The 15,260-nt window shown below is 74.0% G+C and carries 12 protein-coding genes; 7 read left to right on the forward strand and 5 right to left on the reverse strand.

Translation table 11 applies throughout. The features are described from left to right. Nucleotides 1-28 precede the first annotated feature (28 nt). The 5 genes from V5D56_RS05165 (at nucleotide 29) to V5D56_RS05185 (ending at nucleotide 4,417) form a co-directional block, all read left to right on the forward strand. Nucleotides 29-1,063, forward strand: a complete 1,035-nt coding sequence (locus V5D56_RS05165; RefSeq protein WP_435737986.1) for a choice-of-anchor M domain-containing protein — start codon at nucleotides 29-31, stop codon at nucleotides 1,061-1,063. Beyond that, nucleotides 1,060-1,923: an anchored repeat-type ABC transporter ATP-binding subunit gene (locus tag V5D56_RS05170; RefSeq protein WP_435737987.1), complete on the forward strand. Its 864-nt coding sequence runs from the start codon at nucleotides 1,060-1,062 to the stop codon at nucleotides 1,921-1,923. The genes V5D56_RS05165 and V5D56_RS05170 overlap by 4 nt, the downstream gene beginning before the upstream one ends. Continuing rightward, nucleotides 1,920-2,885 (forward strand): anchored repeat-type ABC transporter permease subunit, encoded by a 966-nt coding sequence (locus V5D56_RS05175; protein WP_435737988.1) that lies wholly within the window; start codon nucleotides 1,920-1,922, stop codon nucleotides 2,883-2,885. The genes V5D56_RS05170 and V5D56_RS05175 overlap by 4 nt, the downstream gene beginning before the upstream one ends. A 111-nt stretch (nucleotides 2,886-2,996) precedes the next feature. Continuing rightward, on the forward strand, nucleotides 2,997-3,371 hold the full coding sequence (locus V5D56_RS05180) for an ArsR/SmtB family transcription factor (protein ID WP_435737989.1): 375 nt from the start codon (nucleotides 2,997-2,999) through the stop codon (nucleotides 3,369-3,371). A 113-nt stretch (nucleotides 3,372-3,484) separates the two neighbouring features. Further along, the gene (locus V5D56_RS05185; protein ID WP_435737990.1) at nucleotides 3,485-4,417 is read left to right on the forward strand and encodes a cation diffusion facilitator family transporter; all 933 of its coding nucleotides are present in this window, start codon (nucleotides 3,485-3,487) and stop codon (nucleotides 4,415-4,417) included. Here V5D56_RS05185 and V5D56_RS05190 read toward each other — a convergent pair. From V5D56_RS05190 to V5D56_RS05210, 5 genes are read right to left on the reverse strand one after another with little or no spacing between them, the layout of a single operon-like run. Beyond that, a complete protein-coding gene (locus tag V5D56_RS05190) occupies nucleotides 4,389-6,056 on the reverse strand; it encodes an ABC transporter ATP-binding protein (RefSeq protein WP_435737991.1) in 1,668 nt (555 codons plus the stop codon). The two genes, V5D56_RS05185 and V5D56_RS05190, sit on opposite strands and share 29 nt — an antisense overlap. Further along, the gene (locus V5D56_RS05195; RefSeq protein ID WP_435737992.1) at nucleotides 6,053-7,732 is read right to left on the reverse strand and encodes an ABC transporter ATP-binding protein/permease; all 1,680 of its coding nucleotides are present in this window, start codon (nucleotides 7,730-7,732) and stop codon (nucleotides 6,053-6,055) included. Before V5D56_RS05195 ends, V5D56_RS05190 begins: the two co-directional genes overlap by 4 nt. 3 nt (nucleotides 7,733-7,735) lie before the next feature. Beyond that, a complete protein-coding gene (locus V5D56_RS05200) occupies nucleotides 7,736-8,773 on the reverse strand; it encodes an ABC transporter substrate-binding protein (protein WP_435737993.1) in 1,038 nt (345 codons plus the stop codon). Next, a complete protein-coding gene (locus V5D56_RS05205) occupies nucleotides 8,770-9,585 on the reverse strand; it encodes an ABC transporter ATP-binding protein (RefSeq protein ID WP_435737994.1) in 816 nt (271 codons plus the stop codon). The genes V5D56_RS05200 and V5D56_RS05205 overlap by 4 nt, the downstream gene beginning before the upstream one ends. Next, a complete protein-coding gene (locus V5D56_RS05210; protein WP_435737995.1) occupies nucleotides 9,582-10,580 on the reverse strand; it encodes a FecCD family ABC transporter permease in 999 nt (332 codons plus the stop codon). Before V5D56_RS05210 ends, V5D56_RS05205 begins: the two co-directional genes overlap by 4 nt. Before the next feature lie 360 nt (nucleotides 10,581-10,940). On the opposite strand from V5D56_RS05210, the gene V5D56_RS05215 reads away from it, so the two are divergent. Beyond that, the gene (locus V5D56_RS05215) at nucleotides 10,941-11,501 is read left to right on the forward strand and encodes a hypothetical protein (RefSeq protein WP_435737996.1); all 561 of its coding nucleotides are present in this window, start codon (nucleotides 10,941-10,943) and stop codon (nucleotides 11,499-11,501) included. Between the two features lie 185 nt (nucleotides 11,502-11,686). After that, on the forward strand, nucleotides 11,687-15,247 hold the full coding sequence (locus V5D56_RS05220) for a choice-of-anchor M domain-containing protein (protein WP_435737997.1): 3,561 nt from the start codon (nucleotides 11,687-11,689) through the stop codon (nucleotides 15,245-15,247). Nucleotides 15,248-15,260: the final 13 nt, after the last annotated feature.

A 15,260-nucleotide genomic window follows, 5' to 3' on the forward strand; every position in this document is an offset into this window, starting at 1 on the left:
GCGCCCCCTCCTGACACGAAGGACGACCATGACTCCCCGCCCCCTCCTTACCGCGGTCGCGCTCTCGTGCGCGCTCCTGGCCGGGACGCTCGTGGCCGGTCCGGCCGCCGCCGTCCCCGCCACGCACTCCCTGCCCGCCGACACGCAGGACGAGCCGGGTCTGCAGCAGCGCGTCGGCGCCGACGAGATGAGCGTCGAGGGCCGCGAGGTCGTGACGCAGGGGCACCTGGACATCGGTCCGCGGTTCCTCGACGGCACGTGGACCCTCCAGGCGCGCGACGACAGGGTGGTCCCGGCCGTGTGGCGCGCCCCTGAGCAGACGGTGCTGCACGTCCTCGACGACGCGATCCTCCCTGCGCCGGACAGCCCGGACTTCGCCTTCCTGGGCGTCGACCCGGGTGCGCCGCTCTACGTGGTGCCGCAGGTGCAGAACCAGGACGTCGTCTGGATCGGCTGGAACACCCAGGACCCCGAGGTCACGCAGCGCATCGACCGCGGCGCGACCCTGCGCCTCGACGGCGTCGAGGGACCGGGCGCGTTCCACCTCTTCCTGCAGGAGGGCGTCACCGGTCCGCCCAACGTGCTGTGGAGCTCCGACGTGGACGCTCCCCAGGACCTGTGGATGGAGGTGAACACTCACGTGCACGCCAACTGGGTGTTCACCGAGCCCGGCGTCTACACGTTCGACGTCACCGTGCTCGCCGACCTGGCGGACGGGTCGTCGGTCGAGGACGCGGGTGTGCTCCGGTTCGCCGTGGGGACCGCGACCGACCCGCAGACGGCCTTCGCCGCCGCGGACGAGACGCAGCCGGAGGCGGCGGAGCCTGTCGACGACCCGACGGACGTCGAGCCGTCCGAGCCCGCGGCGCCCGACGACGCGTCGACCGCGGACACCTCCGACGCGGCGGGGGCCGGGACACCGACCTCGACGGTCGCGCTCTGGGTCGGCCTCGCGGTCGTCGTCCTCCTCGCCGCGGTCGTCGTGACGGTCCTGCACGGCCGGCGCGCCCGTGCGGCCGCCGAGCGGGAGGCGGACTCCGCCCCCCACGGGGACGCGTCGTGAGCGCGTCCACGAGCACGAGCACGGGCGCCGCTCGGAGCGCGGCGTCGAGCCGGCCGGCGGAGCCGGTCCCGGCGTCCCACGGCGTGACGCCGGTGCTGAGCGTGCGTGACGTGGCCGTCGAGCTCGGCGGCCGGCTCGTGCTCCACGACGCCTACCTCGACGTCCACGCCGGCGAGCTCGTCGGTCTCATCGGGCCCAACGGAGCGGGCAAGACGACCCTGCTCCGCGCCGTGCTCGGCCTCGTGCGACGTCGGTCCGGCGAGATTCTCGTGGACGGTGCCGGGGGTCGTCCCGCGTCGGCGGCGATCGGCTACGTGCCGCAGCGCCACGAGTTCGCGTGGGACTTCCCGATCTCGGTCGAGGACGCGGTGATGTCAGGGCGGGTGCGCCGCATCGGCTGGCTGCGCCGTCCGGGCGTGCCCGACTATCGCGCCGTGCGCGAGGCGCTCGACCGCGTCCGCATGACGCACCTGCGCGGCCGGCCCGTCGGCGAGCTGTCCGGCGGGCAGCGCCAGCGCGTCCTCGTCGCGCGCGCCCTCGCGCTCGGGCCGCGCGCGCTGCTGCTCGACGAGCCGTTCACGGGCCTCGACGTGCCGACCCAGGAGCTCCTCACCGACCTCTTCGCCGAGCTCGCGCGCGACGACGGCAAGGCCGTGCTCATGACTACCCACGACCTCGTCGCCGCGATGCACGCGTGCACGCGCATCTGCCTGCTGAACCGCACCGTCGTCGCGACGGGCACCCCGGCAGAGCTCGACGACCCCGCCCTGTGGATGCGCGCCTTCGGCATCTCCCCGTCCTCGCCGCTGCTCGCGGCCCTCGGGCTCTCTCCGGCCACCGACCCGAAGGGGGACGCGTGATCTCGATCGGCGACTTCGTCCAGGACCTGCTCAACCCGGACCTCGCGTTCCTCCCCAAGGCGCTCCTCGTGGCGGTGATGTCGAGCGTCGTGTGCGGCGTGATCGGCTGCCACGTCGTCCTGCGCGGGATGGCCTTCATCGGGGACGCCGTCGCGCACGCCGTCTTCCCGGGCCTCGCGGTGGCGTTCGTGCTCCAGGGGTCGCTCGTGGTCGGCGGGGCGGTGGCCGGGATCGTCACGGCGGTCCTCGTGGCGGTCTTCTCGCAGAACCGCCGTCTCAAGGAGGACTCGATCATCGGCGTGTTCTTCGTCGCGGCGTTCGCGCTCGGCATCGTCGTCATCTCGACCGCGCCGGGGTACGCCGGCTCGCTGCAGCAGTTCCTGTTCGGCTCGATCACCGGCATCCCCGACGAGGACGTCGTCGTCGTCGCGGTCGCCGGCACGGTCCTCCTGCTGCTCGCGTTCCTGCTGCACAAGGAGCTCGTCGCGGTCAGCCTCGACCGGGAGATGGCCCGGTCGGCCGGGCTGCCCGTGTTCCGGCTCGACCTCGTGCTCTACGTGCTCGTGACGATCGCGATCGTCATCTCGGTGCAGACGATCGGCAACATCCTCGTCCTGGCCCTCCTCATCACGCCCGCTGCGGCAGCGCGCCTGCTCACGGACCGGCTCGGCGTGATGATGCTGCTCGCCCCCGTCATCGGTGGCTCGTCGGCGCTCGTCGGCCTCTACCTGTCCTGGAGCCTCGACCTGCCCGCGGGCGGCACCATCGTGCTCGTCGCGACGGCGGTGTTCCTGCTCGCCTGGTTCCTCGCCCCGCGCCACGGCCTGGTCGCGCGACGGCGCATGCACACCTCCGCGCGGACGTCCGAGGACGAGGCCGGCGGCAAGGTCCGCCATGATGTCGACCCCTCAGGAGCGGTCGACGACCGGGCCCCGACCGCTTCCGTTTCGTCGCACGCCTAGCGACGGAGCACGCGTCGAGGCAGGGCGCAGACCCGTGCCTCTGCCATGCCCGGCGCCGATGCCCCGCAGGCGGCTCGGGCACGCGACCCGCGCGTGCGTTGGTGTCTGCGCATGCATGCAGATAAGCAGAGATGTTCCTTCGGCGTGGAGAGCCAGTACGTAGAGCTCGCTGCGGAGGTCTTCTCGCTGCTCGCGGACGCGACGCGGGTGCGGATCATCCTCGCGCTGCGGGACGGCGAGTCCTCGGTCAACGACCTGGCGGAGCACATCGGGAAGTCCCCGACCGCGGTGTCGCAGCACCTGGCGAAGCTGCGCTGGGGCCGGGTCGTGCGCACGAGGCAGGACGGGACGCGGGTGTTCTACTCCTTGGTCGACGAGCACGCGCGCAACCTCGTGACGCAGGCGGTGTTCCAGGCGCAGCACGCGCTCGACGAGGACCCCGCCCACCACCGCGCGCACCCGGATCACCCGCTGGACGCGTCGTGACCGCGACGCACCGTCATCCGCATGCCGACCATCCGGACCCTCATCACCCGGCGCACGAGGCGCACGGGCACGACCACCCGCACCCACGGGGGTTCAAGGGCTGGCTCCACGAGGTGTTCGTACCCCACTCCCACGACGCCGCCGACTCGATCGACGACGCGCTCGAGGCCAGCGAGCAGGGCATCCGGGCGGTCAAGGTCGGCCTGCTCGTGCTCGGACTCACCGCGACCGCCCAGCTCGCGATCGTCGCGATCAGCGGGTCGGTCGCCCTGCTGGCGGACACCGTCCACAACTTCTCTGACGCGCTGACCGCCGTCCCGCTGTGGATCGCGTTCGTCCTCGGCCGGCGCGCCGCCACCACCCGCTACACCTACGGGTACGGCCGGGCGGAGGACCTCGCCGGGTTGTTCATCGTCGCGATGATCGCCCTGTCAGCCGTCGTCGCCGGCGTCGAGTCCGTGCGCCGCCTGGCTGATCCGCAACCTCTGGAGAACCTCGGATGGGTGCTCGCCGCAGGCATCGTCGGGTTCGCCGGGAACGAGGCGGTCGCCGTCTATCGGATCCGCGTCGGTCGCCGGATCGGATCAGCCGCGCTCGTCGCCGACGGCGTGCACGCCCGCACCGACGGCTTCACCTCGCTCGCCGTGATCCTCGGCGTGGTCGGAGTCTGGGCCGGGTTCCCGCTCGCTGACCCCGTGGTGGGTCTGCTCATCACGGCCGCCATCCTGGTCCTGCTGTGGGGCACCGCACGAGACGTCGGCCGCCGCCTGCTCGACGGCGTCGACCCGGACCTGACCCGCAGGGCCTGGCACGCCCTCGAGCACGTCGAGGGCATCGAGAATGTCACCGACGTCCGCCTGCGGTGGACGGGGCACCGCCTCGCCGTCCAGGCGCGCGTGGAGATCTCGCCGGACCTGAGCGTCGCCATGGCGGAGCAGCTCACGAGACCGGCGGCCCAGGCCGTTCGCCGTGAGCTGGGCGCGGTCGGAGCGGTGGACATCGTCGTCGCGCCGAGGGCTAGGAGAACCGACCCGCTGCATCGTTGACACGGTCGAGGCGAACCACGCGATGGGCGGCCTCGACGGTCGCTCGTCGGTGGGCGACGACGAGCGTGGCGCGGCTCGGCGAGGTGGCGAGCAGCTCCATGAGGGCGGCGTCGGCCTCGTGGTCGAGCGACGCGGTCGCCTCGTCGAGCACGAGGACCCGTGGGTCGCGCAGCAGAGCGCGCGCGATGGCGACACGGGCCCGTTGCCCTCCGGAGAGCCCGTGGCCGTGCTCGCCGACGGGGGTGTCCAGTCCCCGGGGCAGCCCGACGTCCGGGCGGAGGAGGCCCGCGTCCCGCGCCGCCCGTCCGACCGCCTCCGCGGAGGCGTCGGGATCGCCGAGCACGATGTTCGTCCCCACGGTGCCGCGCAGCAGCGGGGACGACTGCGGGACGACGGCGACGAGTGCGCGCAGCGCCTGGTCGGACAGGTCCCGGACGTCGGTCCCGTCGACGCGGACGGCACCGGAGTCGGGGTCCCACAGGCGCAGCACGAGCCGAGCCGCCGTCGTCTTTCCCGCCCCGGACGGTCCCGTGAGCGCGACCACCTCCCCGGGCCGCACGTGCAGCGAGAGCCGGTCGAGGACGGGCCGAGCGTCGTCGTAGGAGAAGGACACGGCGTCGAGCACGAGGCCGCTCTCCGTCGCGGCGGGTGGCCGGTCCGGTCGGTGCTCCTCCGCCCTGGTGTCCGTCCCGACGGCGGGCTGGAGGTCGAGCACCTCGGTGATCCTCGCGGCCGCCGCGCGCAGCGTGCCGGCGTTGCGCAGCAGGTCGGCGATCTGCGCCGCGGGACCGAGCCCGGCGACCGCCACGGTCAGGGCGAGCGGGACGTCGCCCGGTGCGACCGCGCCACGGTCCAGCAGTGCGACGCCGAGCGCGCCGAGCGCGGTGGCCGCGAGCAGCAGGTCGCCGATGCCGCGCTCGGCCCCGAGGCGGGACGCCTCGCGGACCTGGAGGCGGCCCAGTGCCCGCGTGCGCTCGGACACGTTCGCGAGCTGGGTGTCGAGCGCGTCGGCGCCGGCGAGCTCCCGCAGGCCCCGGACGGTGTCGAGCACCTGGGCGCGCAGCTGCGCGGTGCCCGCCGCGAGCGCGTCGCCATCGCCTCGGGCGCGCCGCGCCGTGGTGAGGGGGACGGTGACGCCGACGACGAGCAGCGGTACCCACACAAGCAGCAGCAGAGGGCTGATCGCCGCCGATGCCGCGGCGCTGATCCCGAGGACGAGCCCTGCGCCGAGCGTCTGGGAGACCGTGTGGGCGTAGAGCCACTCGAGAGTCTCGATGTCCGTGACGACCGTCGTGGTGAGATCACCGGAGTGCCGATGGCGGATACGCGTCGGGAGCGCCCGGCGCAGCGTGTCGAAGACCCGACCGCGCAGGACGCCAATGAGCCGGTAGGCAAGGTCGTGCGACACCCACGCCTCGCGCCAAGCCGCACCCGCGGCGACCAGGCAGAGGGCGGCGAGCCCGGCCGTGGTCGGTCCGAGCGCCGGCGGCTCGCCCGCGACCGCCCGTCCTACCGTCGCGGCGAGCCAGAGCGCGATCACGAGGACGGTGACCTGGGCGACGACGTTCCACACGACGGTCTCGACGAAGAGCCGTCGGTGGGTGAGCACGACCGGGAGCATCCGCAGCACGGGCCTCATCGGTCCGCTCCGGCGAGGACGCGCTCCGTCGGCGGGCCGTCCCCCGAGCCCACCACCCGTCCGCCCTCGAGAGCGATCCACCGGTCGGCGTGGGCGCACGCGCCCGCTCGGTGCGCGACGACGATCGTCGTGCGGTGGCCGGCCCGTCCAGCGACGGTGCGCACGAGGCGTCGCTCGGTCTCGGGGTCGAGGGCGGACGTCACCTCGTCGAGCACCAGCACGGGTGCTCGGGAGACGAGGGCGCGCGCCACCGCGAGGCGTTGGCGCTGCCCGCCCGACAGCTGTGCACCGTCCTCGGCGAGGACGGTGGAGTACCCCTGCGGCAGGGCGAGCAGGACGTCGTGCACCTCGGCGGCGCGCGCGGCGTCCTCGAGCTCCGCGTCGGTCGCCCCCGGGCGGTACAGGCGCAGGTTGTCCCGGACCGTCCACGCGAAGAGTGCCGGGTCCTGGGGCACCACGACGACGCTGCGCACGCGGGCCGCACGGTCGAAGGTGCGCAGGTCCGCGCCGTCGACGCGGACGGTGCCAAGGTCGGGGTCGACGTCGCGCTCGAGCAGCCGGGCGAGCGTGCTCTTGCCGGAGCCGGACGGCCCGACGACCGCGAGGGTCTCGCCGGGTGCGATGTGGAGGGTGACGTCGGTGACGCCGACGTCGGTGCCGGGGTAGCGGTACGTCACCTGCTCGAGCGCGACGGCTGCGGGCGAGGAGGCGGGCCGTGACCGGGTGCCGTCGTCGGTCACCGCCGACCGGGCCGACAGCAGCCGGTCGAACCCGTCGACGGCCGTGAGCCCGAGGTAGCCGGCGTGCCAGTGCCGGGCGAGGTCCGTGACGGGCCGGAAGCACTCCCGGGCGAGCAGCAAAACGGTGATCGCACCGGCGACTGGCAGGATGCCGCGGGCGGCGTCGACGAGCGTGACCACGACGGCGAGGACGACCCCGAGCTGCATCGCGAGGACTCCGACCCCCGTGTCGACCATGGACCAGCGCAGCTGGTGCATGGTCGACGTACGCAGCGCCTCGGCGCGTCCTGCGAGGCGGTCGCCGGCACGTTCGGACGCGCCGAAGGACCGGAGCAGCGGGATCGACTGCAGCGCCTCGACGTAGTCGCCCGCGAGCTCCTCGAACCGCTGCCAGCGGAGGCGTCCGTGGCGCACGAGGCGCGCGTCGCCCAGGCGGGGCAGGAGGACGGCCACGGCGGCCGAGCCCGCGAGGACCCCCGCGGCCGCGGGCGAGTACGTCCCCACGAGGAGGACGACGCCGAGGGGGACGACCGCCGTGACGACGAGCTGGGGCAGGTAACGGGTGCAGTACGCGTCGACCCCGTTCACGCCGTCGAGCACGGTCGCCGCTGCCCGCCCGGAGTCGCGCTCGCCGGCGGGAACGGCCTGCAGCTGGCGCAGCAGCCGGGCGCGCAGCCGCACCCGCACAGCCACCCCCGTGCGTGCGGCGAGCGGTTCCTGCGCCCAGACGAGGACCGCGCGCACCGCCGCGACGACGCCGAGGAGAAGGAGCAGCGCAAGCACCTGCCCGCGGCCGTGCACGACCGCCGCCACGGCCTCGCCCGCGAGGACGGCGAACGTGACGTGCACTCCGCACAGCGCGACACCGAGCGCGGCCAGGGCGCAGATGGCGCCCGGGGCCGCGCCCGCGAGGTGGAGGAGCCGCCGGTGGAGCACCGCTCAGAACGCGACGGGGTAGAGCTGCTCGGCGATCTGGCGCACGATCGAGACGTTGCCGAGCGTGCCCGGGAAGACGTCGGCGCTGGACACGGCGATGAGGCGGCCCTCCCGGACGGCCGGCATGTCCGGGAAGGTCGTGGTCAGGTACTCGCGCGTCGCGGCCTCGTGCCCGTCGTCGTAGACGGAGAACACGAGCGCGTCCGGCTGTTCCGCCGCGAGCGACTCGGGCGTGATCGTCGCGGCGAAGAAGTCGGCGAAGGCGGGCTGGTCGGGTGCGTGCACGGTGTCCGCACCGGCGCGACGCAGGATGTCGTGCTCCACACCGGCCCCGATCGCGGAGAGCGTCGTGCCCTCGACGTACACCTGCGCGACCCGGAGCTTCTCGACGTCGGCGACAGCTGCCTCGACCTCGTCCAGCTCCGCCTGGCTCTGCTCGACGAGCTCCGCGGCGGCGTCCTGCACGTCGAACATCTCCCCGAGGTTCTCGAGGTCGGTGAACAGGTCTGTCACCTCGGCCGACATCCGTCGCTCCGCGCACCCTCCCGTCGCGACGTACACCGCTGCCCCGGCCTGCTCGAGCTGCTCGATGCTCGCGAAGCCCTGCTCGGCGGTGAACTCGTACGTCGTGGGCGAGTACACGAAGTCCGGTCCGACGGCGAGGAGGTCCTCCCGCGGAGGCGGCATCACGTCGCCGACGACGAGCACGTCCTGCGCCAGGTCTGCGACGTCGTCGGGCAGCGCCTGCGCCCCCGCCTGCGCCTGACCGGCCAGGCGGTCGGCCAGTCCGAGCCGCAGCAGCAGCTCGGTCTGGGCGGGGTGCATCCCGACCGCGGCCGTCGGCACCTCCTCCACCACGACCTCGCGGCCGCAGTTCTCCAGGGTCACGGGAGCCGGTGCTGTCTCGTCGCCGGCACCCGCCTCTGCCGGTGGGTCCGTCGTCACCGACTGTCCGCAGCCGGCCAGGAGCGCGGCGACGAGGACGGCCCCCGCGGCGCGGCGTGCGGTGGTCCGGGGACGGGGGGTGTGGGGCGTCGTCATGGGTGCGTGCTCTCTGCTCGGGGCGCGGTGGTGCGGTCGGAGGTGCGCGCGGTGGCGCGGGGCAGGGGTCGGAACGCGAAGACGGGAGGGTCGCCGAGCACGCGCACGTCGACGGCGAACGTCGCGCGCACGAGGTCGGGGGTCAGGACGACCCCGGGCGGGCCGTCGGCGACGACGCGGCCGTCGGCGAGCACGACGACGCGGTCGCAGTACTGGGCGGCGAGGTTGAGGTCGTGCAGCGCGGCGATCACGGTGCGGCCGAGACCGCGCACGGTGCTCATCAGGTCGTGCTGGTGGCTGACGTCGAGGTGGTTGCTGGGCTCGTCGAGCACGAGCACAGGGCTGCGCTGGGCGAGGGCGCGCGCGAGCATGACGCGCTGCCGCTGCCCCCCGGAGAGCGTCGCGACCATGCGGTCGGCCAGGTCGTCGACCTCCGTGCGGCGCATGGCCTCGTCGACGATCGCGAGGTCCTCCGCGGTGTCGCGCCCGAACGACGCGTGGTGCGGGCCGCGGCCGAGCAGCACGGTCTCGTGCACGTCGAGGTCGAACTCCGTGCGCGGGTCCTGCAGCATGACCGCGACGCGGCGGGCGGCCTCGCGCGGACCGAGCGCGAGCACGTCGTCGCCGTCGACGCGCACCGTGCCGCTGCTCGGACGCACCGCCCGGTACAGGGTGCGCAGCAGCGAGGACTTGCCGCTGCCGTTCGGCCCGACGAGGCCGACGACCTCGCCGGGCTCGACGACGAGCGACGCACCGCTCACGACCTCGCGTCCGCCGAGCGTGACGCAGACCCCGTCGATCTCCACCCTCATCGGCCGAACCCCGCCCGCGCGGCGCCGTCGCGGCGCATGAGCCACAGGAAGAAGGGGGCGCCGACGAACGCCGTGAGGATGCCGAGGGGGATCTCGGTCGGTGCCGCGACGGTGCGTGCGAGCAGGTCCGCTGCCATGAGGAACACCGCACCCCCGAGCACGGTCACGGGCAGCATGCGGCGGTGGTCGGAGCCGACGACGATGCGCGCGACGTGCGGCACGACGAGCCCGACGAAGCCGATGCCGCCCGCGACGGACACGACGGTCCCCGTGAGCAGCGACGCGACGACGAGTAGGCCGCCCCGCAGCCTCGTGGGGTCCACGCCGAGGGAGGCCGCCGACTCGTCGCCGGTGAGCAGGGCGTTGAGCGACCTCGAGAAGGCCACCGCCACGACGCACCCCACGACGAGCGCGACGGCCGGGCCGACGAGACTCGTCATCGTCGCCGCCGAGACGCTGCCGAGGAGGAAGAACAGGACGCTCACGACGTTCTGCGCGTCGGTGGAGATCGTCAGGTAGCTGGTGATCGCGCTGAACAGGCTGCCCAGCGCGACACCCGACAGGATCATGCGGGTCGGCGACAGCGTCCCGTCCTTGCGGGCCAGCGCAGCGACGCACCCGCAGGCCACCAGTGCCCCGACGAACGCCGCGACGTTCAGCGAGAGCCCACCGACGGCGGCCGACCCGAGCACGATGACGAGAACCGCCCCCACGCTCGCACCCGACGAGACCCCGAGGATGTAGGGCTCCGCCAAGGGGTTGCGGACGGTGACCTGCATGAGCGCCCCGGCCAGCGCGAGACCGGCACCTGCCAGCCCGGCCAGGAGCACGCGGGGCAGGCGGAACTGCCACACGGCCTGGTCCTGCAGCGTCGTCAGAGAACCGTCGCTCATCCACGGCATCCCCGGGACCAGGTGCCCGACGACGATCTGTGCGGCCTGCGCAGGAGCGACCGCGACCGCCCCCACGGCGCACGAGACGACGATCAGCAGCACCGCAGCGACCGCCAGGACGGTGCTGAGAAGGACGGCTCGTCGGGCGAGGGGGCGTCGAGACTCCTGACGTCTCGTTGACGGTGAGGTGCCCGCAGGAGGGCGCCGAAGCTCGTGAAGCACAGGCGAGAAGATACTGAGAATTGTTCTCATGCCCAAATCGTGCGTTCCGTCGTCCGGGTGTCCGAGCGAGCGTTCGGGTGCGCGAGGGCCGTGCCGCGGGCCGTGGCACTCCGCCAAGAGCCGGGATGCGGTCCAGATGATGAGACGTCCGCAGTGCCCCCTTGCGCCACAGTTAAATGAGAACCATTATCGTCTAGCCGCTCAGGGTGGGCGGCTGGACAGGAGACGACGATGCGTTCGATGCGGACGGCAGGGGGCGCCCGAGCGGGCGCGGCGTTGCTCGGGGCGGCGGTGCTCACGGTGGGTCTGTCGGCGGCGCTCGCCGGGCCGGCAGCCGCGGCGGACCGGTCGACGGGCCACTTCGACGTGGCGGCGGAGATCGAGTGCGACGCGAACGGCGACGTGACGGACGTGCACGCGCACGTCCACGAGCACGTCGGGGGTGCCCATCTGGAGCTGCCGGCGGGTGACTGGCTGGCGTTCACGAGCGGTGGGTCGGTCGGGCCGGCGGTCGGGTTCGCCGTCGAGGAGGGCGCGACGTGCGACCTCTCGGAGGTCGAGTTCAGCGCGAACGCGCTGGAGTCGTCGAGCACGGGTTCGTCACTGTCGGCGAGCGGTCTCGCGGGGTCCTTCTCGGCGAGCGCGACGGCCGCGAGCGGTGCCGTGGCCCTCAGCCCGGGTGGGCACGAGGACGTGGCGTGGACCTTCGCCGCGACCGGTACCTACGTGATCACGTTCGACGTGAGCGTCGACGGCGTGCCGTGGGCGACGTCCGAGGAGCTCCCGCTGAAGAGCTCCTGACGGGCGAGCGTGCGTGCGGGTGGGGTGCGGGGCTCCGCCCGCACGCACGTGTGCAGCGCTTCGCCGGACGAAGCGGTCCGCGCGCGACGGGGTCTCTATCACCGACCCGGAGGGCGACGGACGTGACGAGCAGGACGACGCGTCGACACTCGGCGCGCCTCGACGACCCAGGACGGACGACGGCAGTGAGACGACAGACGACAGGGAGCCGGTATCCAGCCGGGCGCGCAGTGCGCCGCGCCGCGGTGGCGGGGGCGCTGGCGGTGGGGATCGCCCTGCCCCTCGCCCCGCCCGCCCACGGTCAGGACGAGGCGGGCGCGCTCGGCGCGGTCCCCGCCACGGCTCCCGCCGTGATCGACGAGGGGGTGTCGTTCCTCACCGCCGCGTACGTGGACGGCCTGGCGGCGATCGACCTGGGCCACGGGCCGACGACGACCACCGCCCCCAAGGACGCGCAGTCCCGGTACGGCGTGGAGGACGTCGTCGTCTCGGTGCCCCGTCCCAAGCAGGGGACCGTCAGCACCGACGCGACGTGGGCACCGCTCGGACCGGAGGGGACCACCGTCTACGGGACGCAGCGCTCTGTCCCGGCGAGCGGCTTCGAGGGCACGGCCGCGACGATCGTCCTGAGCACCTACGGCATGTCGCGGACCGACGTCGTGGCCGGCGGGGTCCGCTGGGTGATCGACGACGTCGAGGGAGGTGGCCTGGTCGCGTTCGGCAGGCCCGGCGTCTTCATCGAGGGCACGCCGGCGCGAGGCTGGTACGCCGGCCACGGCATGGCGGCCCCGTACGAGCCGTTGGCGATGAACCCTGGCCAGCACTCGACGTCCGACTCGGTGTACTTCACCGAGCTCGGGCTCCACTGCGTGCACCTGCGGGCCGAGATCACCACGGCCGGCGGCGACGTCGTCTCCTCGGAGCCGGTGATGCTGCGCGTCGCGGTCGGCAACGTCCCGGACGCTGCCACGGCCGGCTGCGGGGCGGCCGTCGACCCCGACCAGCCGGTGCTCCCGCCCGAGGGCGAGGAGCCCGTCGACCCGGTGGACCCTGTCGATCCTGACGGACCGGTGCCCGGGGACCTGACGGACCCCCGCAACAACACCGTGCTGCCCCCGACGCACACGGACCTCTCGTTGCGGCCGGGCGACGACGCGCTGCGCCTGCTGCTGCGCGAGTCGACCACGACGTGGGAGACCTGGCACGAGCCGGCGACGACGGTCGTGCACGTCCCCGACGCTGCGCGGATCACCGTGCCCCAGCCCACGGCGTCCGCGGACTCGACGTTCCTCGCGCCCGCAGGCCAGACGGTCTACCGGCTGCCGAAGCAGCCCAAGCCGGGGATCGCCTGGCTCGGTCTGGCGTCCGAGCACTTCGACGCGACCGGTTACGAGCGACTGCCGAACCTGCGGGTCGAGTCGGTGACCGGCCTGGACGGCGGGGCCGCACCGGGCGACTTCTTCTTCGGAGCGGACGAGGGATACGTCCGCTCGGGCGCGTCCCCGTACTTCTCGACGAGGCAAGGTCTGCCCCAGGCGCACCAGGCGCTGCCGCCGAGCCTCGCGCACAAGCACCTGAGCTGGGACTTCACGGCACCGGGGACCTACTGCATCCGCATGACCGCCGACGCGACGGAGACCGACGGCTCGCACGTCGGTGACGACACGGTGCTCACGTTCGTGGTCGGCGGCGGGACGTACGACCCGACCTCGGCGCCGACATGCGTGCAGGCGGGCGCCGAGCGCGCCGTCAGCCACGCCGTCGCTCCGGCCGAGGCACCCAGCGACGAGAAAGCGGTGATCGAGGAGCCCCGCTACCTCGAGCGCGTGCACTTCGCGCACCTCGCGCCACGCCTGACCGACGCGGGCCTGGACCTGTCGCTCGTCGAGGGTGACCGCGCGTCGTCGGGCGTGCGCCACGACCTGGCGGACGTCGTCGTCGCGACCGGCGACACGGTGGCCGGCCTGCACGTCGAGGCGCTGCGTGAGGACTGGCGCGACGCCGAGGAGGAGTACGTGCGCGGCTTCGAGCTGCGCGCGCAGTCGCCGCAGTCGAACGACCTGAGCCTCGACCTCGCCGACCTCGACCCGGCGGCCTTCGACGGCGACCTCACCTGGACGCTCGACGAGGTGGACGGACCGGGCACGTTCCTCGTCGTCGACGAGTGGCAGTCCCTCGTCCCCGGGCACCGGGGAGCGTTGCTGTCGACGAACGTCGACTACCCCGCGACGTCGGCGACCGTCGTCCCGGGTGCGGCGAACCTGCTGCGCTGGAGCTTTTCCGACGCGGGCCGCTACTGCCTCACCACGACGCTCGCCGGTACCGCCGCAGGTGGGGAGCCCGTGAGCGCGACGACCACGCTCACCGTCGCCGCCGGGGTCGACCCTGCGGGCGTCGAGCCGTGCGACCCGACGGACCCGACGGACCCGACCGACCCGACGGACCCGACGGACCCGACGGACCCGACGGACCCGACCGACCCCGAGGGTCAGTGGCCGGTCACCGACCGGGCCGTGCTGCGCAGCGGTCACGTCGACCTGCTGGCCCGCGTGGCAGCGCAGGCCGCGGCCGGGACGACCCTCGAGACCGTCGTCCACGACGGCTCGACGGTTCCCGCCGTGGAGCGTGCTCTCGGCGACGTCACGCTGGAGGTGGCGGACGGCGCGCGGCAGCAGGTGCCCTCCGACCCGTCCTACGGGTTCCTCGGTGAGGGGGGCGACCCCGTGTGGCTCCTGCCGGAGAGCCCGCAGGTCGACCTCGTGTGGCCCGGATGGAACCTGGAGGTCGCGGACGGCACGGGCGCGGCGTCGGTCCGGTGGGACCTCGACGACGTGCGCGGGCCGGGGGCGTTCACGCTGTACGACTCGGCCGGGGACGACTGGGGTGCCCCGCGCGTGCTGCTCGACGCCCAGCGGACGACCCTCACGTACGCCGCGCACGCGCACGGCTCGTGGGCGTTCGCCGCCGCGGGCGTCTACTGCCTCGACATGACGCAGACGGCGCTCGACCCCTCGGGCGCCGAGATCGCCGGGGCGTCCGACGGTGGCACGCTGCTGGTCGCCGTCGGCATCGACGCCCAGCGCGCCGACGAGCAGCACTGCGGCATGACCGCGGCCGAGTTCGCCGCCGGCCCGACGGACCCGACGGACCCGACGGACCCGACGGACCCGACCGACGTCGGTCCTCCGAGCGAGGCGGAGCTCACGGAGTCGAACCGGGGCGGCGTGCGCGTGGACGGTGAGTTCTCGCCCGGCGACACGGTGCCGGTCTTCGTCGGCCCGAACAGCGCGGGGGTGACGGTCGCGACGTGGCTGTTCTCGGAGCCGGTGCTGCTCGGCAGGGCGCAGGTGGGGAGCGACGGGCGGTACACGGTGGTCCTCCCGGACGACGTCGAGGCCGGGGAGCACCGTCTGGCCGTGACGAGCGAAGACGGCGGGCTCGTCGGCTGGACGCCGTTGACGGTCGTGGCGGTCGGCCCGGCGGCGCCGGGCCTGGGCGCGAACGGCTCCGCTGCCGCCGGTAGTGACGGGGTGGCCGGCGGGACTGGGGTCCCGGACCCCCGTCCGTCCGGCCTCGCCAGCACGGGCGCGGCGACGATCTCGATGGCCGCCGCGGCACTGCTGGCCCTGGTCCTGGGAGCCGCGCTCGTCGTGGCGCGGCGTCGGCTGCGCGCGATCCCCGGCGACGCACCCGTCGCCGGCGACGCCGTCGGATGGCTCCCGCGCAGGGTGGCCACGAGGCGATGACGCGCGACGACGG

The organism is Cellulosimicrobium sp. PMB13 (assembly GCF_051294865.1).
Lineage (GTDB): Bacteria > Actinomycetota > Actinomycetes > Actinomycetales > Cellulomonadaceae > Cellulosimicrobium.